We start from the raw sequence: 23232 nt of genomic DNA, 5'->3' as shown, positions 1-23232 counted from the left end.
CTCCGGGTGCCGACCGGCGGGACCCGGGTCTACGGTGCGCGTCGTACCGAGGAGCCCTCGCCCAGCGATCCGGCCCTACCCCCCGACCCGGTACAGCCGCCCGCGCCTGCGGAACCGCCGTCCGGGCCGAACTCACCCGAGCCGGAACCCGCCCCGGCCCCGGCTCCGCCGTTGCCGCCACGGCCGACCTCACCCGCTCCGGTGCCAGGCCCGTACCCGCCGGGCCCGGGTCCGAACCCACCGGGCCCGACTCCGCCGCCGCCGTTCCCACCGCCAGCCGGGACTGCGTACCAGATGACCCAGGCGGCCGGGGGCTACACGATCCCACCGGCAGTTCCACCGACGCCGTGGCGCGAGTCACCACCGACGCCCTGGCATCAGCCGCCGGAGCCTGTCGTGCTGCCGGAGCCTTCGCCGGCCGACGGGCAATGGGCACGCAGCACCCCCACCCCGGCGGCCGGGCGGGTGTACGGGGCCCGCCGGCCCGACAGCGACACGCCCGGACCCGGCCCGACCAGCCGGCCAGCGGCCGATCCGACCATGGGTCTGCCGATGGGGGCACCCGGCGGCATGTCCGGCGCACCCGGCGGCGTGGTGTTCAACCCCGCCGTGGAAAACTCCGGCTCGCTGACCGGCCACATCCTGGCCCAGGGCTGGGCTGACCTGCCTGAGCGGGAGGACCGCAGTACGACCAAGGTGGTGCTGGTCATGGTGGTTGGCCTGGCCGTGATGGTGGTGATCGGCATCGTCGCGGTGTTCGCCGTAGGTAACACCTTCGCCGACATCTTCGACGGGCTGCTGGGCGGTTGACGCCGGATCGGCGGAGGTGAGCGGGCCCACGGTCGGACGGGTCAGGTGGCAGCAGCGCGGCAAACCCGTACACTTGTCACTCGATCATCAACCCGGCGCGCTACCGCGTGCTCATGGGCGATCTTGCGGGCGATTCAACGGTGCACACCGGAACGGGCCATTCGCGAAGATCCGCCCCGCTCTGAGAGGTTTTCTTGACCACCTTCGCTGATCCCAGCACGTTCCCCTCCGTTCTCGACACCGTGCCCGAAGCCGCTGACCTGCCTGCGGAGCAGGCGACCAGGCAGACCGCTGAGCCGGTCGTCGCGGCCAGGGCCGCCGAGCCGGTTGCCGACGAGCCTGACTTCGCGGCGCTCGGGTTGCCCCGGCAACTCGTCCGGACACTCGCCCGGGAGGGCATCACCACTCCGTTCGAGATCCAGCGCGCCACCGTGCCCGACGCGTTGGCCGGCCGGGACGTGCTCGGCCGGGGCCAGACCGGCTCCGGTAAGACCCTCGCGTTCGGCCTACCGTTGCTGGCCCGGATCGCCGACGGCCGCCGGGCCCGCCCACTGCGGCCCCGGGCCCTGATCCTGGTCCCCACCCGTGAGCTGGCGATGCAGGTCAACGACGCGTTGTTCCCGCTGGGCCGGGCGGTCGGGGTCTTCCTCAAGACCGCGGTCGGCGGCGTCCCGTACGACCGGCAGATCGATTCGTTGCGTCGCGGTGTGGAAATCATCGTGGCCACTCCGGGGCGGCTTGGTGACCTGATCCAGCGCGGCGTCTGCCAGCTGGACGACATCGAGATCACCGTCCTGGACGAGGCCGACCAGATGGCCGACATGGGATTCCTGCCAGAGGTCACCGAGCTGCTGGCCAAGACTCCGGCGGACGCCCAGCGGCTGCTCTTTTCGGCCACCTTGGACAATGACGTCGACACGCTGGTCCAGCGGTTCATGACCGATCCGGTCACCCATTCCACCGCGCCGGCCACTGCCGCCGTGACCACGATGGACCACCACCTGCTGCTGATCCCGCCGAGTGACAAGTTCGCCGTGGCCGCCTCGATCGCCGCCCGTTCCGGGCGGACCATGATGTTCGCCCGGACCCAGCTGGGGGTGGACCGGCTGGTGGACCAGCTGGCGTCGGTCGGCGTGCGGGCCGGTGCCCTGCACGGCGGCAAGACCCAGCGGGTACGCACCCGTACCCTCGCCGAGTTCAAGGAAGGGCGGACGAACGTCCTGGTCGCCACGGACGTGGCTGCCCGGGGCATTCACGTCGACGGGGTCTCGCTGGTGGTGCACGTCGACCCGCCGAAGGACCCCAAGGACTACCTGCACCGGGCGGGGCGGACCGCGCGGGCCGGCGAGTCCGGCGCGGTCGCCACCCTGGTGCTGCCGAAGCAGCGGCGCAGCACCCTGGCCATGCTGGAGAAGGCCGGGGTGGAGCCGGCCCAGACCCGGGTACGCCGCGGCGACGCCGCACTGTCCGAGCTGACCGGAGCGACGGAGCCGAGCGGCGTGCCGATCGTGAACGAGCCGGAGCCGCCCCGGCAGTCCCGCCCGCGAGGGGACCGGTTCAGGCCGGACCGCCCCGATCGCTTCCGAGGGCGGGGCGACCGCTCCCGGGCCGACGGAGCGGACCGCTTCCGGGGCGACGGCGAGCGGGGCACCCGTGGTGGTGCCGACCGGGCCGGCCGCGGTGGTGCCGACCGGGCCGGTGGTGACCGGCGGCGCGGCGGTGGTGACCGGCGCTTCACTGACCGGCGGCCGAGCCGCAGCTACTGACGCGCGTGCGTGACCGGCACCGGCGACCCGCTCCGCAGCGGCTCGTCGGGCCGGTACGGTCGGGAACATGCCGACGTTGCCGAAATCGATCGTCTGGACGCGGACGGACACCGGCGGTGCCGATCATGTCCTCTTCGACGACCAGCGCGGGCTGACCGCTCGCGGTGTGGCGGTGGCGGCGGCGCCACTGCCGTACAGCTGCCACTACGAACTCGCCACCGACGAGCAGTGGGCCGCCGTCCGGCTCACCGTCACCGTCGAGGGTGCCGGCTGGCTGCGGACCGTACGGATGGAACGGGCGCTCGGCCGGTGGCGGGTGAGCACCGCCGAACAGGGCGACCTGGACGGTGCTCTGCGGGCGGCCGGGCGCAGCCCGGTCGGCCTGCCCGGCACCGAGGAACCGGGCCGGCTCGACGCGGCGTTCGACGTCGATCTGGGCGGGGTGCCGCTGTTCAACACCCTGCCGATCCGCCGGCTGCGGTTGTCGGAGCAGCCGGTCGGGCAGGAGCACCGGCTGGTCGCGGCCTGGGTCCGGGTGCCGAGCCTGGAGGTGATACCGATGGAGCAGACCTACACGGTGCTCGGCGCTGACCGGGTCCGTTACCGCAGCGACAGCTTCACGGCCGAGATGACGGTGGATCCGCACGGTTTCGTGCTGCACTACCCGGGGCTGGCGCAGCGCGCCTGATCCCGATCATGGCGCGTCGGTCGGCCACTCGCCGGTACGCATGAACTGATCGGCCACGGCCCGGTACGGGGCCAGATCGATCCCGTGCCGGGTCAGCCAGTCGGACGAGTAGTAGCTGGCGGCGTACCGTTCGCCGCTGTCACACAGCAACGTCACCACCGAGCCCTGCTCGCCGGCGGCCCGCATCTGCGCGATCAGCCCGAACGCACCCCACAGGTTGGTGCCGGTCGACCCGCCGACCCGCCGACCCAGCAGTTCGCTGGCGATGCGCATGGCGGCCAGTGAGGCGGCGTCCGGGACCTGGATCATGCGGTCCACCACGGACGGCTGGAAGGACGCTTCGACGGTCGGCCGACCGATCCCCTCGATCATCGACCCCCGGCCGGTCGAGGTCGACCAGTCGCCGCTGCACCATGCCGGGTAGAAGGCGGAGTTCTCCGGGTCGACGACGCAGATCTTGGTGCGGTGCCGCTGGTAGCGGACGTACCGGCCGATGGTGGCGCTGGTGCCGCCGGTGCCGGCACCGACCACGATCCAGTGCGGGACCGGGTGCCGTTCCAGCGCCAACTGGGCGAAGATCGACTCGGCGATGTTGTTGTTGCCCCGCCAGTCGGTGGCCCGTTCGGCGTAGGTGAACTGGTCCATGAAGTGCCCGCCGAGGTCCTCGGCGAGCCACCGTGCCTCGATCACCACCGCGGCCGGGTCGCGGACCAGGTGGGGGCGGGCACCGTGGAACTCGATCTGGGCGATCTTCTCCGCCGAGGTGCCGGCGGGCATCACCGCGACGAACGGCAGGCCGAGCATCCGGGCGAAGTACGCCTCGGAGATGGCGGTGGAGCCGGACGACGCTTCGACGATCGTGGTCTGCGGCCCGATCCATCCGTTGCACAGGGCGTAGAGGAACAACGAGCGGGCCAGCCGGTGCTTGAGCGAGCCGGTCGGGTGCACCGACTCGTCCTTGAGGTAGAGGTCGATGCCCCAGGACGGGGGGAGTGGGAACGGCAGCAGGTGGGTGTCGGCGGACCGGTTGGCGTCCGCCTCGACCTTGGCGATCGCGTCGGTCACCCAGGCCCGGCCGGCGTCGTCGTACCGGTCCAGTTGATTCACTCGCAGACGGTAACAAGTGCAGTCGCCGAATCACCCGGTCAGGGGGCGGGGCCGGTTCTCCCATTTGGTGGACAGCGTGACGCTGGTCCGGGTGTTGGCGATCCCCGGTGTCCGGTTCAGCCGCATGATGAGCTGTTCCAGCTCGGCGATGGTGCCGACCCGGGCGAGGCAGAGGAACGACTCGGTGCCGGCCATGAAGTAGCAGGACTCGATCTCCGGCATGTCGCGCAGCGCGTCCAGCACCGCCTCGGTGTCGGCACCTGAGTCTTCGACCAGTCCGATCAGGGCGGTGACGCCGAGGCCGACCGACTCCGGCTGTACGTCGGCCCGGTAGCCGCGCAGCACCCCGGTGGTTTCGAGTTTGCCGATCCGTTCGTGTACGGCGGGTGCGGAGAGTCCGACTTGGCGGGCGAGTTCGGCGTAGGAGAGCCGGGCGTTGCCGCGCAGCAGGTCGACGAGCCGGGAATCGATGGCGTCCACGGAATGTAGACCCTAGTGCCTGCCGCCCGCCCGGGTGGCCCGCTGGTCGACGAGCTGGGGTAAATTACAACATAGGGCGCAAATCCTACCGGATAACTGCCCAGTCGGGTAGCTTTCCGCATTTCCCGGACACGGGGGTCGGCCGGTGCTCTAATGGCCGTACGTCTGGCACTACGGCATCTGGCACACGGTCCATCGGGGGGCTGACTGGCCACGCCAGAGCCGTCGCGGACGCGAGGAGGGGACCGTGGACACTGGAGATCGTCTGCTGACGCCGGGCGAGGTGGCCGCGCTGTTCCGCGTCGACCCGAAGACCGTCACACGATGGGCAGCGGCCGGCCGGATCGGCAGTATCCGAACTCCCGGAGGCCATCGTCGGTTCCGGGAGTCCGAGGTGCGTGCGCTACTCGAAGGCGAAGGCGTGCTGGAGGAGATGCAGGCAGAAAGCGCGGAGACCACCCGGCCCCGGCACACCGAGAACGGGTCAGGAGGAGCCGGGCCGTACTGACCGCCGGGCCGTACCGAGCAGGTGGTCACGCCCGGTCCGCGCCCAACTCGCCGGACCACCGCCGGAACAGATCGTGCGGTACGCCGAGCGCGTCCAGCACCTTCCCGGCAACGAAGTCGACCAACTGGGCGGCGGTGGCCCCGGCACCCGCACCGTAGAAGCCGGGACTGGCCGGCAGCACCACCGCCCCCGCGTCGTGCAGGGCGAGCAGATGCTCCAGGTGACTGCGGGTCACCGGGGTCTCCCGGGGGACCAGCACGACCGGCCGGCGTTCCTTGAGGTTCACCTCGGCGGCCCGCTGCAGCAGGTCCTTCGACAGCCCGATGGCGATGCCGGCACAGGCGGCCGTGCTGGCCGGTACGACCACCATCCCGCGTACCTGGTACGAGCCACTGCTTGGCCCGGCGGCGAGATCACCCGCCGGCCAGAACCGTACGTCCGCGTCGTCCAGCCCACGGCCGAGCCAGCGGGCCAGGTCGGCCCGCCAGTGACTGTCCCGCAGTGGCGCGCCGGTCTCGTCGAGCAGGGTGAGTCGGGCCGCGCGGGACACCACCAGGTCGACCGGATGGCCGGCGTCGAGCAGCGCGCGGAGCACCGCAGCCGGATACGGCGTACCAGACGCCCCGGAGACGCCGATCACCCATGGTCTTCTCATAAGATCCCTGCTCGCGTGGCTGGTCGCGGGCTGTCACCGTGCCCGGTCACCCCATAGGGTAAGACGACCCGCCTCACGGACACATTGGCAGCAACTTCGCAGGCAGCCCATGGACTCCCGCAAATCCACCCCGCCGCCGCCCCGCCCCGACGTCCCGTACAGCCGTACCGGCCTCGACGGGCCGGCCGCCGAACTGCTCGGCGAACTGCTCGTTGCGCTGCGCGCCGGCTGCCCGCTGCCCGCCGTGCTGTCCCCGTACGCGGCGCAGGCCGACGCCTGGCTGCCCGGTTGGCTGCAGCGGTGCGGCCTGCCACCGGGCACCGCGACCCACCGTCGGCTCGCCGGGGCCAGGATCGGCCGGTACGCCGCCCGGCTCTATCCGGGTGCGCCGATCGGCCGGCTGCGTGTGTTGGCCGCCATGTTCGCCTGGTTCTTCCTGCTCGACGACGAGTTCGACGGGGTCGCGGATCCGCAGGAGGGGAGGTTGCGCCGACTGGCCGACGGGGTGCTGGCGGTGCTGTGCAGTGATCCGGCACCGGGCAGTGACCCGGTCTTGGCCGGGCCGCTGCGCCGGATGCTCGCCGGTCCGTGGCAGGCCGTACGCCAGTCGATGCCCGAGTGGTGGCACCGACGGTTCGTCGAGGCGGTGGCGGAGCACCTCGACGGAGCGGTACGCGAGGCGGCGAACAAGGCGGCCGGCTACCGGCCCGGCCCGGACGAGTACGTCGAGTTGCGCCGGGCCACCTCGGCGGCGCACGTGGCGTACACCTTGATCGAGTACGCGACCGGCGACCCGGTGCCGGACGCCGTCTTCCACCACCCCCGGGTGCGCGATGTCCGAGTCGCCGGCAACGACCTGCTCTCCTGGTACAACGATCTCTTCTCACTGTCCCGCGACCTGACCACCGCCGGCGGTCACAACCTGGTGGTGGCGGTCGCCGAGACGCGGCGGGTGCCGATCGGCGACGCGCTGGTCATCGTCGCGCACCGGTGGCGGGCCGAGATGGCGGCGTTCGGCGCACGCCAAGCCGAGGTGCCGTCGTTCGGGCCGGATCACGACCGGGCGGCCCACGGCCTGCTGGTCGGGGTCGGGTACGCCGTGCGCGGCACCATCGACTGGTCGTTCGAGAGCGCCCGCTACCAGCAGCGGCGCTGACCCGGCCCGGCCCGGCCGGGGTGGTCAACGGTCAACGGTCAACGCAGGCCGAGCCGTACCACCAGGTCGACGAGGGCGAACGCGAACAACGCGATGCCGACGAAGCCGTTGGCGGTGAAGAACGCCCGGTTGACCCGGGACAGGTCGGTCGGCGTCACCACCAGATGCTGGTAGCCGAACGCCACCGCGGTCAACACCAGCCCGATCCACCACGGCCAGCCGAAGCCGACCAGCACGCCGAACCACCCGAACAGGGCGAACGTCACCAGGTGCGCCACCGTCGAGGCATGCAGCGCGAAGCGTCGACCGTACCGGGCGGGTACGCTGCGTACCCCGATCTCACGGTCGATCTCGGCGTCCTGGCAGGCGTAGATCAGGTCGAAGCCGCCGATCCAGAGCCCGACCGCCGCGCCGAGCAGGATCGCCGGCCCGGCGCCGTCGAAGGTGCCGGTGACCGCCAGCCAGGCACCGACCGGGCCGATCAGCTGGGCCAGTCCGAGCACCGCGTGCGGCCAGTCGGTGAACCGCTTGGCGTACGGGTAGACCACCAGCGGGACCGCCGCCAGCGGGGCGAGCGCGAGGCAGAGCGGGTTCAGCGCGGCGGCGGCGCCGAGGAAGACCACCAGAGCGACCACCGCGCCGGTCCAGGCCGTCCGGACGCTGACCGCCCCGGTCACCAGTTCCCGACCGGCGGTACGCGGATTGCGCGCGTCGATGTGCCGGTCGATGATCCGGTTCGCGGCCATGGCGAACGTCCGGGCACCGACCATCGCCACGGTGATCAGCAGCAGGTCGAGCCAGCGGACGCCGCCGTCGAGGCGGGCCATCACGGTCAGCGCGGACAGGTACGCGAACGGCAGCGCGAAGACCGAGTGTTCGATCGCGACGAGCCGTAGGAAGGCTCGGATCTTGCCGACCGGGGCGGCGGGCGCGCCGGCCGGTCCGGCGGTGGCTGCGGCGCTCACGAGATCCCGTACTCCCGCCATCGCTTGTCCACCAGCGAGACGATCTCCGGAGACATAATCATCTCCTGCGGCCAGCCCCGGGTGTAGCCCTCGGTGGGCAGCTTGCGGGTGGCGTCGACGCCGGCCTTGCCGCCCCAGAACTGCTGGTACGACGAGTGGTCGAGGTGGTCCACCGGGCCTTCGGTGAGCAGCAGGTCGCGGGCGTAGTCGACGTTGCCGAAGGCGCGGAACGCCACCTCGTGGTAGTCGTGCACGTCGCAGTCGTCGTCGACCACGACGATCAGCTTCGACAGCGACAGCAGGTGGGCACCCCAGATCGCCGACATGATCTTCTGGGCGTGCTTGGGGTAGCGCTTGCGGATCGACACGATCACGCAGTTGTGGAACACCCCGGCCGCCGGCAGGTCGTAGTCGACGATGTCCGGGATCAGCATCCGCAGCAGCGGCAGGAAGATCCGTTCGGTGGCCTTGCCGAGCCCGTGGTCCTCCTGGGGCGGCTTCGAGGTGATGATCGAGTGGTAGACCGGGTCGCGCTGCATGGTCATGCACTCGATGTGCAGCACCGGGAACGGTTCGACCGGGGTGTAGAAGCCGGTGTGGTCGCCGAACGGGCCCTCGGGCAGCCGCTCGCCCGGTTCCAGGTAGCCCTCCAGCACGATCTGGGCGTGCGCCGGCACCTGCAACGGTACGGTCTTGCAGTCGACCATCTCGACCCGCTGGCCGCGCAGGAACCCGGCGAACAGGTATTCGTCGATATCGCCGGGCAGTGGTGCCGACGCTGAGTAGCTGACCACCGGGTCGCAGCCGATCGCCACCGCGACCGGAAGCCGCTCGCCGCGCCGCTCGGCGACCGCGTGGTGGGCGGTGGAGTCCTTGTGGATCTGCCAGTGCATCCCGAGCGTGGTGGGCGAGTGCTGCTGCAGCCGGTACAGGCCCAGGTTGCGCTTGCCGGTCTCCGGGTGCTTGGTGTGGGTCAGCCCGTAGTTGTGGAAGATCCCGCCGTCGCCGGGCCAGACCTGCAGCCCGGGCAGCCGGTTGAGGTCGACGTCCGCACCGGTGTAGACGACCTCCTGGCAGGGCGCGGTCTTCACCTTGCGCGGCGGCAGCGAGGTGAGCTGCATGACCTTGCCCAGCCCGTCGCGGATGCCGGACCAGCCGACCGGCAGATCGGGCTTGATCATCGCCCCGATCCGGTCGCCGATCTCGTCGAGCCGGTCCACGCCGAGCGCCATCGCGGTGCGCTGCTCGGTGCCGAACAGGCTGATCGCCACCGGCATCTCGCCCCGGGTGGGCCGCTCGAACAGCAGCGCCGGCCCGCCGGCGCGTACGGTCCGGGTGACCACCTCGCTGATCTCCAGCGTCGGATCCACCGGTACGTCGACCCGCCGCAGCTCACCGGCCGTCTCCAGCGCCGCGACGAAGTCCTTCAGATCCTGGTACGGGAAACCTGGAGCCGCCATGCCGCCAAGTCTGGCCTACCTGCCGACCGGCACCGGCACCTGGGTCTCTTCCGGCTCACCGTGGGCGGCTCCCGGTTCGTCCGCCGGTACCCGCTCCGTGACCGGTCGTCGGTGCCGTCCGGTCGGTCTCGAGGATCAGGTGGCCGGTGTCGTGACCGCCGCTGAGCAGGTCCAGTCGTAGTTCGCGGCGGATGAGGTCACGCAGCGCGGCCCCGTCGATGATCCGGATGCGGTCGTCGGTTGGCAGCCCAGCCCGATCGACCCGCCCGGTGCTGATCATGAGTCCACGCGCCGGCACCCACTTGTCGAGCGTCCGGGACAGCGTCTCCATCGCCGCCGGCCGGACCGGACCCCGTACCGCCAGCAGGATGCACACCCCGCCGGTGGCCGCATCGGGATCGATCGCGGCGGCGAGCAGTTCGTCGTCGGAGGCCGACAACCGCATCCAGTCGGTCATCCCGGTCACCTCGAACAACCTGCGCAGCAGTCGCCCGAACTCGGCAGGGCGCAGGACCAGCAGGTCCGGCGCGAGGGCCGGATCCCGCCAGCACGCCCCACCGCAGTGGGCGAAGCGGCGGCCCGACCAGACGTCGGGCGCGGTGACGGGGCCGGGCGGCCGGTTCACCGGGTCAGGGCCGGGTAGACAGCTCACCGGGTCGAGGTCGGGATCGTCGAGCGGTATTCGTGCGAAGGCGTCCCGACCGACGAGCGCGTCGACCAGCAGCGGCGGATCGCCCCCCGGCACGCCGTCGACCGGTGGTCCGTACCCGGTGAACGCGACACTGTCGACCAGATATCCCGGGGTCGCGTCGAACGCGTCGGCCACCGCACGCAGCGTCAGCAGGGCCACCAGATCCTGGTACGCCCGCCGGCGTGCGTCCGTCGGCCGTGACCGGGCCCCGACCGGTCCGTGCGCCCCGACGCGGCCGTGGCCGACGCCGCCGGGAACCACCTCCGGTCCGGGAAACTCGTAGACGACCGCCAGCCGGCGGTCGTCCACCCGTAGACCGAGGGTGAACGCGCCGTCCGGGCCGTCCGGCAGGTCCGCGACGGTCATCGCCTGACCGAGCGCCGCGACGAACCGTTCCGGGCCGCGCAACCGGAAGGTCATGTCGAGCCGGGTACGGGTCGAGGCGGGCACCGCGGTCCGGTCCGTCAGCAGCCGGCGCCACGCGGTCGCCCGGTGGGCGGCCAGTTCGGTCCGCAGCCGCGTCTCGGCCAGCCGGCGTGGCGACGGACCTCGGACGGTCGCCGGCTTCGCTGGTGCTTCGTCGATGTCCACAACGGCTACCTCGGTCGGGTGGGGACGGCGAACGGTCAGTCGACGGTGGCGAACTCGGACGTCGGCCGGTCGCGTGCCGGAAAGTCGACCAGCCGTCGGACCGGTGACGTGGCGATCACCACCACCGCCGAGAGGAAACCGATCGCGGTGAGATACAACGCGGGGCGCAGTCCGATCAGATCGCCGAGCCAGCCACCCAACGCGCCGCCGACCGGCAGAGTGCCCCAGGAGATCAGGCGGTAGCCGGCGTTCATCCGGCCGAGCAACCGTTCGGCGGTGATCGCCTGCCGGAGACTGATGATCTGGATGTTGGCCATGGTGGCGCCGGCTCCGGCGATCGCGAACCCACCGACGATCATCGTGATCCCCAGCGGTGTCGCGCCCGGCGCGAGCGGAATGAGCATCGGCGCCACACAGCACAGGACGGTCGAGGTGAGGATGCTCCGCCCCAGCCCGACCGTCGCGGTCAGCCGTCGGGCCACCAGCGAACCGAGCAACGAGCCGACCGCTCCCACGCTCAGCAGCGCTCCGATACCGCCCGCGCCGAAGCCCAGCACCCGGGCCGCGTACAGCACGAAGAGCGTCTGCAACGACATCAGGAACAGGTTGTACAGGCCGGACTGCAGAGCGCACGCCCGCAGAATCGGCGAGCGGAGGATCAGCTGGATCCCCTCGGCGACGCTGCGCCGCAACGGCACCGGTGCGTGGTGCCGTCGCGGGGGCGGCTCGGGGCGCCGGACGGCGACCAGGGTCGCCACCGAGACCAGGTAGGACATGCCGTTGATCAGCAATGCGACCGGTGCGGTGGCCACCTGGACCAGTAGCCCGGAAAGGCCCGGGCCACCGATCTGCGCCAACGAGCTGGTGCCCTGCAGCTTGCTGTTGCCCTCCACCAGGTGCTCCCGGCGCACCAGCGTCGGCAGGTAGGACTGGTACGCCACGTCGAAGACCACTGTGAGCGTGCCCACCAGCACCGCGATGGCGTAGAGGAACTCGATCCGCAGCTGGCCGAGGGCCGCGAGCACCGGCACCAGGGTCACCAGGGCGGCCCGGCCGACGTTCGCGTAGATCATCAACGGCTTCCGTCGGACCCGGTCCACCCAGACCCCGACCAGCAGGGTGACGAGGAGGAACGGCGCATACGACGCGGCGTTGAGCAGACCTACCTCGGAGGCGCTGGCCTGCAGCGCGAGTACCGCGGTCAGCGGCAGCGCCAGCTGGGTCACCTGTGCACCGACCTGCGACGTGGCCTCACCCGCCCAGAACCTGAGGAACTGCCGGTCGTGCCACAGCCCGGTGCCGGACCGGCCGTTCACGCCGCGTCGCCCGCCGACCGGTCCACCGCGTGGAAGACGCAGCCGATCTGTGCTCCGTTGATCATGCTGACGATGCCGACCGCCGGGTCGGGCACCGCGCGGGCGAGCGTGCCCGCGTACCGGGAACCGATCAGCATCACCCCGTAGGCGACCGCCATCAGCTGGAACCCGTCCCCGTCGTCGGCGCGGAACCGCTCGGTGACCGGCAGGACCCGGTCCTGCACCACGTACGGTTCGTCGACCGCCGCCCGTACCCGCCGCTCCCACTCGTCCTGGGAGACCGTCCAGCCCGGTGTGACACCCACGCCCCCGTAGAGCAACGTGGGCTTGAGCACCAGGTGGTCCCTGTTCGCCAGCATGTGCGGCACCAGATCGACGGTCTGGTCCTGCCAGGTGACCTTCTCGTCACGGACGAACCTGGTCCACGGCAGGAGCCGGTCGACCAGGGCCAGTTCCTCGGCGGTGAACCGGTCGCGGTTGCGCTCGTCGCTGAGCAGCGCGAGGCTGCCCTTGTTGCCGTACAGTTCGCTGTCCAGCGCGGCGAACAGCTGGACGGTGCCCCGTTCGGCGGCGTCGAGCAGCGGCTCCACCCGGTCGTAGGTGCGCTGCTCGGCCGGCATCTCGCCCGGCAGGAACATGCGGTACACCACGTCCACCCGGCGGTCGTCGAACAGCACCATGCCGTCGGCGTACCGGAACTGGTCCAGATGACAGACCACGGCGTCGAAGCCGAGCTCGACGAATCCCGGCACGACGAAGTCCATCCAGCACTTCGTCTTCTCGAAGCCCTCCGGCCAGTCGGTGATCGCCAGCAACGGCCGTTCGATCCGGTCCAGGTGCGGGGCCTGCGCGCGCAGCACCCGGACGATCTCGGCCAGCGGGTCCGGGAACGTCAACCCTTCCGCCTCGACGAACCGGGCGAACTGTTCGTCGGCCGCCAGCGCCCGTCCGAAGATGCCCATCTGCCAGCCGCCCAGCGAGCTGCCGGTGTTGAGCTCCATCAGTCGGAAGCCGTCACTCTGCCGGTAGAGATCGGCGCGGGCCAGTGGCGCCAGTCGGGGCCCGGCACCGCGCAGCACCAGTCGGGTCTGCACCTCGGACATCCCGACCGCCCGGGCGAACTCCCGCAGGTCGCCGTCGAACAACCGGTCGGGTAGTCCGGCCACCAGTTCGAACAAACCGGCCAGATCCCGCTCCAACGTGCGTACCTCGCCGGCGGTGAGGAACACCGGACGGTTCAACCCTTCGCCGCCGCCGGCGCCGTACCTGAACCACTCGTCGCCGCGTACGCCCGCGACGGTCATCCGGTCCTCGCCGCGTTCGTGGTCGAGGAACCGGCGGGTGACCGAGTTCTCCCAGTGCGCGCCGAGCCGGGTCTCCAGCGCGGCGGTCAGCCGTACGGTGGTCGCCGCCTCGGCGTGGTCCAACGCCCGCCGACAGGCCGACTCGTCGTCGGCGACGGCGACGAACGCGGCGGTGCGTGGGGTCAGCGTGCGCGGCGGCGGTTCGAGCCGGTCGCCGGGCGAGGCCAGCGCCACCGCGGCGACCAGGTCCGGAATCCGCCGAGGGTCGGGCAGTTCGATCCGCTCGACCGTGCCGGCGTGTGCCGGCGGCAGGAAGCGGATCTCCGCCACCCGGTCGGCGGTGGTCACCAGCGACGGGATCCGCTCGAAGGCGATCTCCGCCGCAGCGCTGACCAGATCCACTCCACAGGCCAGCTGCCCCAGGTAGGGGATCAGGTCGCCGGCGAGCCGGCCGTTGAGTTCGATCAGGCGGGCGCCGCGTGTGGTCAGCCGGATCTCGGTGTGGGTCACCCCCCAGTCGACACCGACCGCCCGGTGTGCGGCCCGGACCAGCTCCACCACCTCCGCCGCCCACGGTTCGTCCCGCCACCGGTCCACCAGATGACCCAGCTCCTCGAAGTACGGCGGGGCACCCAGTCGTTTCCGGGCCACCAGCACCGGCCGGGCGTCGCCGTCGACGACCACGCTCTCCACGCTGATCTCCGGGCCGTTGAGGTACTCCTCGACCAGCACCCCGTCACCGCCGGGCACACCCGGCAGCCGGCTAGTGGTGGCCAGCTGGTACGCGGTGGCCAGCCCGGCGGCGCCGGACACCACCGTCACTCCGAAACTGCCACCCAACGACCGCGGCTTGACCACGACCGGGTACCCGATCGACTCGGCCACCGCGTGGGCCTCGTCCGCGTCGCGCGCGAGACCGTACCGGACCGCGCTCAGCCCGGCGGCGGACATCGCCTCACGGACCGCGTACTTGTCCCGGCAGCGGCGGGCAGCCGTCGGCGACATGTGTCGCATCCCCAGCCGACTGGCCGCCTCCGCGACCGGGACCAGGGACCACTCGTCCCAGGTGACGATCGCCGCCTCGGACACCTCGCCACGCAGGTCGGCGACCGACGGAAACAGCTTGGCCCGGTCCGTGGTGTCCGCGATCCGGTGCGTCTTGACGTACTTCGCCTGCCAGGTGGGCGCCTCGGGGGCGATCAGCACCACCTCGTACGCCGTGGCCAACGAGGCGAGCGCGTACTCGCGGTACGCCGCGAGACGGCTGCCAACCAGGATCAGCCGCGGGGAGTCAATCGTCACGGTGTCTGTTCCTCCTGCTCGATTGCGGATCTTCGGATCCGGGGGTCGCTCAGTCGCCCACGGCGACGCAGGCGAGCTGGTACGCGGTGGCAGCGGTCCGGATCGCCGATTCGACGTCCCCGGTGGACGGGCCCCGGAACCGGAACCGTGCGCCCACGTGCTCGTACCCGCCGATCCGCGGAATGACGGTGCCCGGTCCGGGCACCACCTCGGCGTACGGCCGGGCACCGTCCGGCAGGTCGTCCTGCCATCCGGCGACCGTCACCCGGCACGGAGCCGGCACCGGCGTGGGCAGCAGCAGGTAGCCGCCGACCTCACCGCGGTCGGATACCGGCACCGCCGGCACCCGACCAAGCTGGACGTCCATCGCCGCGGCCATCAGATCGACACCGTGCACCTCGCGCCACACGAAGGGGATCTCGGCCCCACCGACCCGGGCACCCGCCTCGAGGAAGCTCAGCGTCACCTGACCACCTGGCCTGGTCGCGACGAACGCTTCGAGGTGGAACACCCACGGCCGGTCGGAGAACCCGGCACACACCTCGGTGGTGAACCGCTCGATCTCCGCCAGCAACCGGTGGTCGTCGATCTCGACCGACCCCAGATAGGCGCCGGTGGTGAACGCCGCGCAGGTGTTCAGGTAACGGGAGGCCCGCCAGACCCCGAGCCGGTCGCCCTGCCAGAGCCCGTCGATGTGCAGGATCTGGTCGGCGACGAACCGCTGCACCAAATAGGGTTCCTCGCCGATCGGGGTCGGTGTGGTCAACGCCGCCGGCCCGTCCAGGCGTTGCACCCCTCGACTCGCCGTGCCGAAACGTGGCTTGACCACCACCGGCCAACCGTGCCGATCGGCGAACGCGCGCACCGCGGCCAGGTCGGGAGCGTCCGCGAACGGCGGGACCGGAATCCCCGTCCGCTGCATCCGCTGCCCCATCAGCAGCTTGTCCCGGTAGCCGACGAGCTGCTCCGGTCGGTCGCCGGGCAGGTCGAACTCGGCGCGCAGCAGCGCGGCGGAATCCAGGTCACCCTCGTTGAGGGCGACCAGCCGGTCCGGTACGCCGTGGCGGGCGGTGAGGCCGGCCACCGCCTCGCGTACCGCCGCCGGATCGTCGGTCGCCGGCACCACGACCACCTCCGCTGCCCCGGTGGGCACCGACGACACCGCGTGGGGGGCGACCACGTAGCTGACCTTGTTCGTCGTGTGGTCCAGGTAGTCGGCGTACCGGGCGTGCTGGCCCCGCCAGCGGTGCAGGATCACGACGTGCCGGCCCGGCCGGGCCGGTGGCTCACGGCTGGGCACGACCGGCCGTCCCGTCACCGACGGCCCCGACCAGGGCCGGTGTCAGCCAGGCGAGCGCGGCGGTGACCAGTGCCTGCACCCCGATCGTGAGACTGGGCTGCAGCACCGGGGCGAAGGTGGCCGCGTGGTTCTGCGGGATGTCCTCGTCGATCCGCCCCGCCGCCGCGGCGGCCTGGTAGCGCTGCGGCTCGATACCGCCGAAGAACCAGTACACGTACGGCACGTCGGCGGCCGCGCCGAGGATGCCGAAGTCCTCGCTGGCGGTGGTCGTGGTGATCGGAAGGACCCGGTGATCACCGAAGAATGCCCGGTGGGCGGTGGCGACCCGGGCGGTCGCGGCCGGATCGTTGACGGTCGGCGGCAGATGGTAGACCGAGGTGATCTCCGGCTGCCGTGGGGCGCCGGCGGCGTCCGCCTCCGCCCGTGCCAGCCGCTCGATGAGGGTGAACACCTGGTCGCGGACGCCGACGCTGGGCGTCCGTACGTTGATCGACAGTTCCGCCTCGTCGGGGATGACCGCCGCGGTGGTACCGGCGTGCAGCGCACCGACCGTCACCACCACCGGTTCGTTCGCGGCGATCGACCGGGAGACGACCGTCTGCAACCGCATCACCAGCGAAGCCGCCATCACCACCGGATCGACACTCGACTCCGGCTTCGATCCGTGGCCGCCACGGCCGAACAACCGGATCCGGATGCTGTCGGTGGCACCCATGACGGTGCCGGGGCAGGTCGCGACGAGACCGGCGGGACCCGGCCCGACATGCTGTCCGAGAATGACGTCCGGCTTGTCGAACCGGTCGAACAGGCCGTCGTCGACCACCGCCCGGGCGCCGTACCCGCTCTCCTCGCCGGGCTGGAACAGGGCGATCACCGTGCCCCGCCAGTCCCGCTCGGCGGCCAGGACCGCGCAGGCACCCAGCAGGCAGGTGACGTGCAGGTCGTGTCCGCAGGCGTGCATCACCGCGACGGTGCCGCCGCTGTCGTCGACCGCGGTCGCCGTGCTCGCGTACGACAAACCGGTCTGCTCCCGGACCGGCAGCGCGTCCATGTCGGCCCGCAACATCACGACCGGGCCGTCGCCGTTGCGCAGCACCCCGACCACGCCGGTGCGTCCGATCCCGGTGGTGACCTCCCAGCCCAGCCGGGTCAGTTGGCCCGCGACGATCGACGCCGTGTTCTCCTCCTGGAAGGCCAGCTCGGGACGGGCGTGTAGGGTGCGGTAGGTGTCCTCGAGCTCGGGCAGTAGTGGGGCGAGGGACTCGAACAGCTCAGACATGATGTCCTTCCTCATGGACGGGCGAATGTGGTGGGCGGGTCAGCCGGATCGCGCCAACGAGGGCTGCTGGTGCGGGCGGTCACCGGGCAACCCGCGCTCCCGGACCCCCCACGAGGCGAGCAGCGCACCGGTGGCCATCAGGGCCACCAGCCACGGCACCCAGCCGACCCGGCCGTTGTCCCGCAACAATTCGGCGAGCATCGGAAAGGTGCCGCCGAAGAGACTGATCGCGGCGGCCGCCGGCAGCCCGATCGCCAGGGTCCGGATCGCCGGCGGGAACAGTTCGCCGACGAACACGTTGTTCACCGCCAGCGGCAGACCGAGTAACGCCAGCAGTACCAGGGCGACCACCAGGACCGGCACCTGACCGGTCACCAGACCGGCGAGCAACGGCACGCTCAGCAGCCCCAGCCCGGCGAAGCCGATCCGCAGTACGGGCAGCCCGCCGTACCGGTCGGCGAGAGCCCCGGCGACCACCATCGCGCCCAGCAGTCCGACCATGCCGATCAGCAACGCTGTCGCGGTCTGTTCGCGAGGCACGCCGGCGGCCTCGTCGGCGTACACCGGCAGATAGACCGTGCAGAAGTAGAACACCACCGTGGCGCCGGCGGTGACCAGGAAGACGACGGCGATCTCGCGGCGGTGGGCACGCAGCAGCCGCAGGCGGCCCGGTCGGGCCCCGGCGGCGGCGTCTGCGGTCGCGGCGACGAAGACCCCGGTCTCGGCGACACCGAGCCGGATCCACAGGGCGATCAACCCGAGCAGGGCGCCCAGGGCGAAGGCGATCCGCCAGGCTCCGGCGGTGACCCCGTCGGAGCCGTACAGCCGGAGCAGGACCGCCAGCACCGCCAGGGACAGCGCGCTGCCGATCACGATGCCGCCGTAGGACACCGCGCTGAACAGGAACCGTCGTCGACCCGGTGCGGTCTCGGTGACGTATGCCGCGGCGCTCGGATTCTCGCCTCCGACGGACAGCCCCTGCACCAGCCGGGCCAGCACGACGAGCAGGGTCGCGGCGACGCCGACCTGTGCGTAGGTCGGCGCCACGGCGATCACCGCGGAGCCGACCGCCACCAGCGTCACACTCAGCGTGAGGCCGAACCGGCGGCCACGGGTATCGGCGAACCAGCCGATGACGATGCTGCCCAACGGTCTGACCAGGAAACCCAGCGCGAATCCCAGGTAGGCGGCGATCAACCGGGTGGTCGGGGAGGACCCGGGGAAGAGCTGCTCGGCGAAGTACGGTGCGAGCACGCCGTAGACCGTCCAGTCGTACGACTCGACCACCGAGCCGACCGTCGCGGCCGCCAGTTCCCGCCGGGGCCAGCGGGCCGGGAGCCCGGTGCCGGGCCGGTCGCGCGGCACGCCGCTATCCGCCATCGCACACCCCGTAGATCCGGATCGGCTGGACCCCGCCGGGGCCGACGGCCGTGCCGGTGGGCACGGCGTGCACGCGGAAACCCGTCGGCGGCAGGTCGTGCAGCCCGGACAGCCCGGTGACCACCGGGACGCCCCGCCGGGTGAGCAGCCGCGTCGCCCCGGGCAGCGGGGCGGCGTCGGTGCCGACCAGCGCGGCGTGCCGGTCGGCCAGCACGGCCGCCGCCTCGGCGGTCAGCCGCGGTCCGTCGAGGGGACCGCCGTGCACCACGACGGCGCGGCCCTCGACCTGGTACGGCGCCAGTGCGCCACGGTCCACGGTGGCCCCGCCGCCGGTCAGCCGGGCCAGCACACCGGGCAGATCGACCAGACCGGCGAGCGGCACGTCCCGGGTGGGGGGATGCAGCTCGGTGTCGGGGCCGGTCAGGTCGACGACTCGGCGTACCTCGTCCCGGCCGACGTCCACGCCGCGGGAGCCCTTGTGGGGTTCCCGGAGCAGGGTCTTTCCCTTGACCGTCGTCCGGCCGACCATCAGCAGCCCGAGATGGTGGACGAACAGTTCCGCGATCTCGTCGTCGTCGATGTCGTTCCCGGCGATGTCGAGACGGAATCCCTGCACCTGCAGGCCGCCACCATTGCTGAACTCGACGTCCGCGTCGAACTCCACCCGCCACTGTTCCGAACTGCCACCTGCTCGCACGCCGCACTCCTCTGCTCGCTGACAAACGCGGAGATCCTGCCGCTCAGTCGAACGATTTGTCGAGCTTCTCGATCAGTTCCGCGATTTCGTCGTCGCTGATGACCAGCGGGGGCAGCAGTCGCAGTACGGCGCCGTGCCGGCCGCCGCTCTCGATGAGCAGTCCGTTCTCCAGGCAGCGCCGCTTAATTTCCCGGGCCCGTCGCCCGTCCGCCGGCGGTCGGCCCAACGCGTCGACCGGACCGGCCGGGTCGACGATCTCCAACCCCCAGGCCAGTCCCCGGCCACGGACGTCGCCGATCTCCGGCCGCTGGACGGCCATCGCCTCGAGCCGGTCGCGCAGCAGCTCCCCTTTGCTCGCGGACTGCGCGACCAAGCCCTCTTCGGCGATGACCGCCATCGTCTCGGCACCGGCGACCATGGCGAGCTGGTTGCCCCGGAAGGTGCCGGCGTGCGAGCCGGGCAGCCAGCCGTCATACTTCTCGTGGTAGGCCACCAGCGACAGCGGATAGCCGCCGCCGACGGCCTTGGACAGCAGCACCGCGTCCGGTTCGATGCCGGCGGCCTCGAAGGCGAACATCGTTCCGGTCCGTCCGAGACCCATCTGGATCTCGTCGAGGACCAGCGGAATGTCGAGGGCGGCGGTGACGGCACGTAGTCCGCGTAGCCATTCGATGGCTGCGGGCACCACACCACCTTCGCCCTGCAGCGCTTCGAGGATGACGGCGGCTGGTTTGGTGATACCGCTCTCCGGGTCGGTGAGTACGTTCTCGATGTAGCGCAGCCCGGCCCGTACGCCCTCGGCGCCGCCCAGACCGAACGGGCACCGGTAGTCGTACGGGTACGGCAGGAAGTGCACCTCCGGCATCAGGGCCGCGACCCGCTGCTTGGCCTGCAGGTTGCCGGTCAGGCTCAACGCGCCGGCCGACATCCCGTGGTACCCGCCGTGGAAGGCGAGCATGGTGCGCCGGCCGGTGGCCGATTTGAACAGCTTGACCGCCGCCTCGGTCGCGTCGGCACCGGTCGGCCCGCAGAACTGCACCTTGGCGGTCGCCGCGAAGGACGGCGGCAGTTGGCGGTAGAGCATGCGCAGGAACTCGTGCTTGGCCGGGGTGGTCAGGTCGAGCGCCTGCTGCAACTGGTCGGAGTCCAGGTACCGCCGGACCCGGGCCAGCACCGCCGGATGGTTGTGTCCGAGCGCCAGGGTCCCGGCCGCCGACAGGCAGTCCAGGTAGCCGTTGCCGTCGGCGTCGTGGACCCGGGTCAGCCTGCCCTGCACCAGCACCCGGCCCACGGCGTCGGCGTAGGTCCGGGCGCTGGACTCACGCCTGCGTACGTAGTCGTAGATGTCGTCCGGGTGGTTGGTCGCGACGTCCGTCATCGAAATTTCCTTCCGTGGCTGGTCCGGCGCTCAGGCCGTGGTCCTGGCTCGAGCGTCGGCGACCATCACCTGTCCGAGCGCGATGCCACCGTCGTTGGCCGGCACCTGCCGATGACAGCCCACCGTGAAACCTTCCGCCTCCAGCGCGACCAGGCAGTTCACCAGGAGGAACTCGTTCAGGTAGACCCCACCGGACAGCACGATCTGGTTGATCCCGGTATCCGCGCGAACCGTCCGGCACTGCCACCGCACCGCGTTGACCACCGCCGTGTGGAAGCGGCGACTGATCCGGGGCAGACCGACCCCGGCGGCCAGATCGTCGGCGATCCGGCGGACCACCGGCCGCGGGTCCAGTTCGGTGACCGCGCCGGTGACGAGGCCGAACCGGTAGCCGGCTTCCTGCATGTGGTCCCGTTCCAGCAGACCTTCCAATTCGATCGGACCCTGCGCCTCGTACTCGGCGAGCTGACACACGTCGACCAGCGCGGCGACCCCGTCGAACAACCGCCCCATGCCCGACGACATCGGGCAGTTGACGCCTCGGGCGATCATCCGGGAGTAGACGTGCCGCTGCTGTTGCGACAGTTTGTCGAGTACGCGGAACGCCGTGGTGGCGGCGGCCAGGTTCCCGAAGGCGTCCAGGGCCAGCGCCAGACCGGTCCGGATGGGCTCGCGGACCGCCTGGTCGCCGCCGATCAGCGGCACTGGGCGGAGCCGGGCCACCCGCTGGACCGTCGCGTAGTCACCGAGCAGGAACTCGCCACCCCAGACGGTGCCGTCCTCGCCGAAGCCCGCCCCGTCGAAGACGACGCCGAGCGTCGGTCCGGTGAACTGGTTCTCCGCCATGCAGGAGGCCATGTGGGCGTGGTGGTGCTGCACGAGTTCCACGGCGGCCGCCTCCGGCCCGTCGCCCGCCGCCGCCCGGACCGAGGACCGGAACTGCGGATGCATGTCGTACGCGCCCAGCTCCGGCCGCAGGGCGTACAGGTTGGCCAGGTGGGCCGCGGTGCGCTGGTGTGACTCGAAGGTCTCGTCGTTCTTCAGGTCCCCGATGTGCTGGCTCAGGTAGACCCGCGATCCGCTGCTCAACGCGACCGTTGTCTTGAGCTCCGCCCCGTAGCCGACGACGGTCTTCAGCGGGCGTCCCACGTCGACCGGGTACGGGGCGTAACCACGGGCCCGGCGCAGAAACGTCAGTACCGGCTTGCGCAGGTCGGGGTGCGTCGACAGCCGAACCACCGAGTCGTCCACCCGGATCTCGATGTCCCGGTCGTGGTAGAGCACCACATCGGCGATGTCGAACAGCTGGTCCAGCGCGTCCTCGTTGCGGTAGGCGATCGGATATCCGGAGATGTTTCCGCTGGTCATCACCAGGACGCCGAGGTCGGCCTCGTCGAGCAGCAGGTGGTGATGGGGGGCCGAGGGCAGCATGATGCCGAGGTTGGGGTTACGTGGGGCGACGCCTTCCGCGAGAGCACCGGCCCGTTTGCGGGCCAGCAGGATCGGCCGGGCCGGGGAGCGGAGCAGATCGACCTCCGCCGGGGAGAGCTGAACCAGCCGGTGTGCGGTGGCCAGATCGCGGGCCATCACCGCGAACGGCTTGGAGTCCCGGCGTTTGCGGCGACGGAGCCGACCGACCGCTTCGGCGTCGGTGGCGTCCACCGCTAGGTGGAACCCACCGACACTCTTGATGGCGGCGATCCCGCCGCCGGCGAGCACGTCGACACAGTGCCGCAACGCGGCGTCGCCCCGTAGCGTCGTGCCGGTCGGGCCGGCGAGCAGCAGCTGCGGTCCACAGGCCGGGCAGGCGTTCGGTTGTGCGTGGTAACGCCGGTCGGACGGATCCTGGTACTCGGCGGCGCACGGTGGGCACATGGTGAACCCGGCCATCGTGGTCTTCGCCCGGTCGTACGGCAGATCCTGGACGATCGAGTAGCGGGGTCCGCAGTTCGTGCAGTTGATGAAGGGGTACCGGTACCGGCGGTCCGCCGGGTCGCGCAACTCGGCGAGGCAGTCGGCGCAGACGTGCGTGTCCGGCGGGACCAGCGCGGCCCGGGTGGCGGCGGACCGGCTGGCCACGATCACGAACCCCTGGTCGCCGTCCGGCCCGGCCGGCGGGTCGCCGAGCGTACGTGTCTCGTCGACACGTACCTCGTCGACCCGGGCGAGTGCCGGGGCGGCGGTCCGAAGCTCCGTGGTGAACCGTTCCAGCACCTCGACCGGGCCGGTCACCTCGACCAGCACGCCCTCGGTGTCGTTGAGCACCGACCCGGACAGGCCGTACCGGTGGGCCAGCTTGTAGACGAAGGGGCGGTAGCCCACGCCCTGCACGACGCCGGTGACCCGGATCCTTCGCATTTCGTGTTCGATTTGTTTCAGATCCACGGCGCGTCCTCTTT

Annotated in this window: 18 protein-coding genes and 1 pseudogene; 5 read left to right on the top strand and 14 right to left on the bottom strand. The window is 71.4% G+C overall.

Annotated features, from left to right (window positions below; genetic code table 11):
• Positions 1–396: 396 nt before the first annotated feature.
• From O7610_RS20070 to O7610_RS20060, 3 genes are all read left to right on the top strand, one after another.
• Complete coding sequence (locus tag O7610_RS20070) at positions 397–810, top strand: hypothetical protein (RefSeq protein WP_281552192.1); 414 nt, start codon at positions 397–399, stop codon at positions 808–810.
• A 359-nt stretch (positions 811–1169) separates the two neighbouring features.
• Entirely contained in the window at positions 1170–2576 is a 1407-nt protein-coding gene (locus O7610_RS20065) for a DEAD/DEAH box helicase (protein WP_281555754.1), read from the top strand.
• Positions 2577–2643: 67 nt separating this feature from the next.
• A complete protein-coding gene (locus O7610_RS20060) occupies positions 2644–3264 on the top strand; it encodes a putative glycolipid-binding domain-containing protein (RefSeq protein WP_289211524.1) in 621 nt (206 codons plus the stop codon).
• 6 nt (positions 3265–3270) lie between these two features.
• Here O7610_RS20060 and cds1 read toward each other — a convergent pair whose 3' ends face one another.
• Positions 3271–4371 carry an L-cysteine desulfhydrase Cds1 gene (gene cds1 / locus O7610_RS20055; RefSeq protein WP_281552190.1) on the bottom strand — a complete coding sequence of 367 codons (1101 nt, stop codon included), beginning with the start codon at positions 4369–4371 and terminating at the stop codon, positions 3271–3273.
• A gap of 30 nt (positions 4372–4401) precedes the next feature.
• A complete protein-coding gene (locus O7610_RS20050; RefSeq protein ID WP_281552189.1) occupies positions 4402–4851 on the bottom strand; it encodes an Lrp/AsnC family transcriptional regulator in 450 nt (149 codons plus the stop codon).
• A gap of 247 nt (positions 4852–5098) precedes the next feature.
• On the opposite strand from O7610_RS20050, the gene O7610_RS20045 reads away from it, so the two are divergent.
• Positions 5099–5359, top strand: coding sequence for a BldC family transcriptional regulator (locus O7610_RS20045; protein WP_281552188.1), 261 nt, complete (start codon positions 5099–5101; stop codon positions 5357–5359).
• 25 nt (positions 5360–5384) lie between these two features.
• Here O7610_RS20045 and O7610_RS20040 read toward each other — a convergent pair.
• Positions 5385–6020: pseudogene (locus O7610_RS20040) on the bottom strand (UbiX family flavin prenyltransferase); the annotation flags it as partial.
• Between the two features lie 103 nt (positions 6021–6123).
• Here O7610_RS20040 and O7610_RS20035 point away from each other — a divergent pair.
• Complete coding sequence (locus O7610_RS20035; protein WP_281552186.1) at positions 6124–7170, top strand: terpene synthase family protein; 1047 nt, start codon at positions 6124–6126, stop codon at positions 7168–7170.
• 38 nt (positions 7171–7208) lie between these two features.
• Here the strand turns inward: O7610_RS20035 and mqnP are convergent, their stop codons facing one another.
• The 11 genes from mqnP to hypF are packed head-to-tail and all read right to left on the bottom strand — an operon-like array spanning position 7209 to position 23218.
• Positions 7209–8156 carry a menaquinone biosynthesis prenyltransferase MqnP gene (gene mqnP, locus O7610_RS20030; protein ID WP_281552185.1) on the bottom strand — a complete coding sequence of 316 codons (948 nt, stop codon included), beginning with the start codon at positions 8154–8156 and terminating at the stop codon, positions 7209–7211.
• Positions 8132–9595: a menaquinone biosynthesis decarboxylase gene (locus O7610_RS20025; protein ID WP_281552184.1), complete on the bottom strand. Its 1464-nt coding sequence runs from the start codon at positions 9593–9595 to the stop codon at positions 8132–8134. Before O7610_RS20025 ends, mqnP begins: the two co-directional genes overlap by 25 nt.
• A gap of 55 nt (positions 9596–9650) precedes the next feature.
• The gene (locus O7610_RS20020) at positions 9651–10877 is read right to left on the bottom strand and encodes a hypothetical protein (RefSeq protein ID WP_281552183.1); all 1227 of its coding nucleotides are present in this window, start codon (positions 10875–10877) and stop codon (positions 9651–9653) included.
• A 35-nt stretch (positions 10878–10912) separates the two neighbouring features.
• Positions 10913–12193 (bottom strand): MFS transporter, encoded by a 1281-nt coding sequence (locus O7610_RS20015; protein WP_281552182.1) that lies wholly within the window; start codon positions 12191–12193, stop codon positions 10913–10915.
• Positions 12190–14799 (bottom strand): ATP-grasp domain-containing protein, encoded by a 2610-nt coding sequence (locus O7610_RS20010; protein ID WP_281552181.1) that lies wholly within the window; start codon positions 14797–14799, stop codon positions 12190–12192. Before O7610_RS20010 ends, O7610_RS20015 begins: the two co-directional genes overlap by 4 nt.
• A gap of 49 nt (positions 14800–14848) precedes the next feature.
• Entirely contained in the window at positions 14849–16099 is a 1251-nt protein-coding gene (locus tag O7610_RS20005; RefSeq protein ID WP_281552180.1) for an ATP-grasp domain-containing protein, read from the bottom strand.
• Complete coding sequence (locus O7610_RS20000; protein ID WP_281552179.1) at positions 16086–17378, bottom strand: amidohydrolase; 1293 nt, start codon at positions 17376–17378, stop codon at positions 16086–16088. Before O7610_RS20000 ends, O7610_RS20005 begins: the two co-directional genes overlap by 14 nt.
• A 39-nt stretch (positions 17379–17417) precedes the next feature.
• Positions 17418–18758, bottom strand: coding sequence for an MFS transporter (locus O7610_RS19995; RefSeq protein WP_281552178.1), 1341 nt, complete (start codon positions 18756–18758; stop codon positions 17418–17420).
• The gene (locus O7610_RS19990; protein WP_281552177.1) at positions 18748–19455 is read right to left on the bottom strand and encodes a cyclase family protein; all 708 of its coding nucleotides are present in this window, start codon (positions 19453–19455) and stop codon (positions 18748–18750) included. Before O7610_RS19990 ends, O7610_RS19995 begins: the two co-directional genes overlap by 11 nt.
• Before the next feature lie 43 nt (positions 19456–19498).
• A complete protein-coding gene (locus tag O7610_RS19985) occupies positions 19499–20833 on the bottom strand; it encodes a diaminobutyrate--2-oxoglutarate transaminase family protein (protein ID WP_289211523.1) in 1335 nt (444 codons plus the stop codon).
• Between the two features lie 30 nt (positions 20834–20863).
• A complete protein-coding gene (gene hypF, locus O7610_RS19980) occupies positions 20864–23218 on the bottom strand; it encodes a carbamoyltransferase HypF (RefSeq protein ID WP_281552175.1) in 2355 nt (784 codons plus the stop codon).
• Positions 23219–23232: the final 14 nt, after the last annotated feature.

It is taken from the genome of Solwaraspora sp. WMMA2065, from assembly GCF_030345075.1.
Classification (GTDB): domain Bacteria; phylum Actinomycetota; class Actinomycetes; order Mycobacteriales; family Micromonosporaceae; genus Micromonospora_E.
This window is presented reverse-complemented; position numbering and strand designations above follow the sequence as displayed.

What these genes read in the sequence shown, in the direction of transcription:
- O7610_RS20035 (WP_281552186.1), top strand. Translation starts at nt 6,124, where the DNA reads ATGGACTCCCGCAAATCCACCCCGCCGCCGCCCCGCCCCGACGTCCCG.
- O7610_RS19995 (WP_281552178.1), bottom strand. Translation starts at nt 18,758, where the DNA reads ATGGCGGATAGCGGCGTGCCGCGCGACCGGCCCGGCACCGGGCTCCCG.
- O7610_RS20060 (WP_289211524.1), top strand. Translation starts at nt 2,644, where the DNA reads ATGCCGACGTTGCCGAAATCGATCGTCTGGACGCGGACGGACACCGGC.
- O7610_RS20025 (WP_281552184.1), bottom strand. Translation starts at nt 9,595, where the DNA reads ATGGCGGCTCCAGGTTTCCCGTACCAGGATCTGAAGGACTTCGTCGCG.
- mqnP (WP_281552185.1), bottom strand. Translation starts at nt 8,156, where the DNA reads ATGGCGGGAGTACGGGATCTCGTGAGCGCCGCAGCCACCGCCGGACCG.
- O7610_RS19985 (WP_289211523.1), bottom strand. Translation starts at nt 20,833, where the DNA reads ATGACGGACGTCGCGACCAACCACCCGGACGACATCTACGACTACGTA.
- O7610_RS20000 (WP_281552179.1), bottom strand. Translation starts at nt 17,378, where the DNA reads ATGTCTGAGCTGTTCGAGTCCCTCGCCCCACTACTGCCCGAGCTCGAG.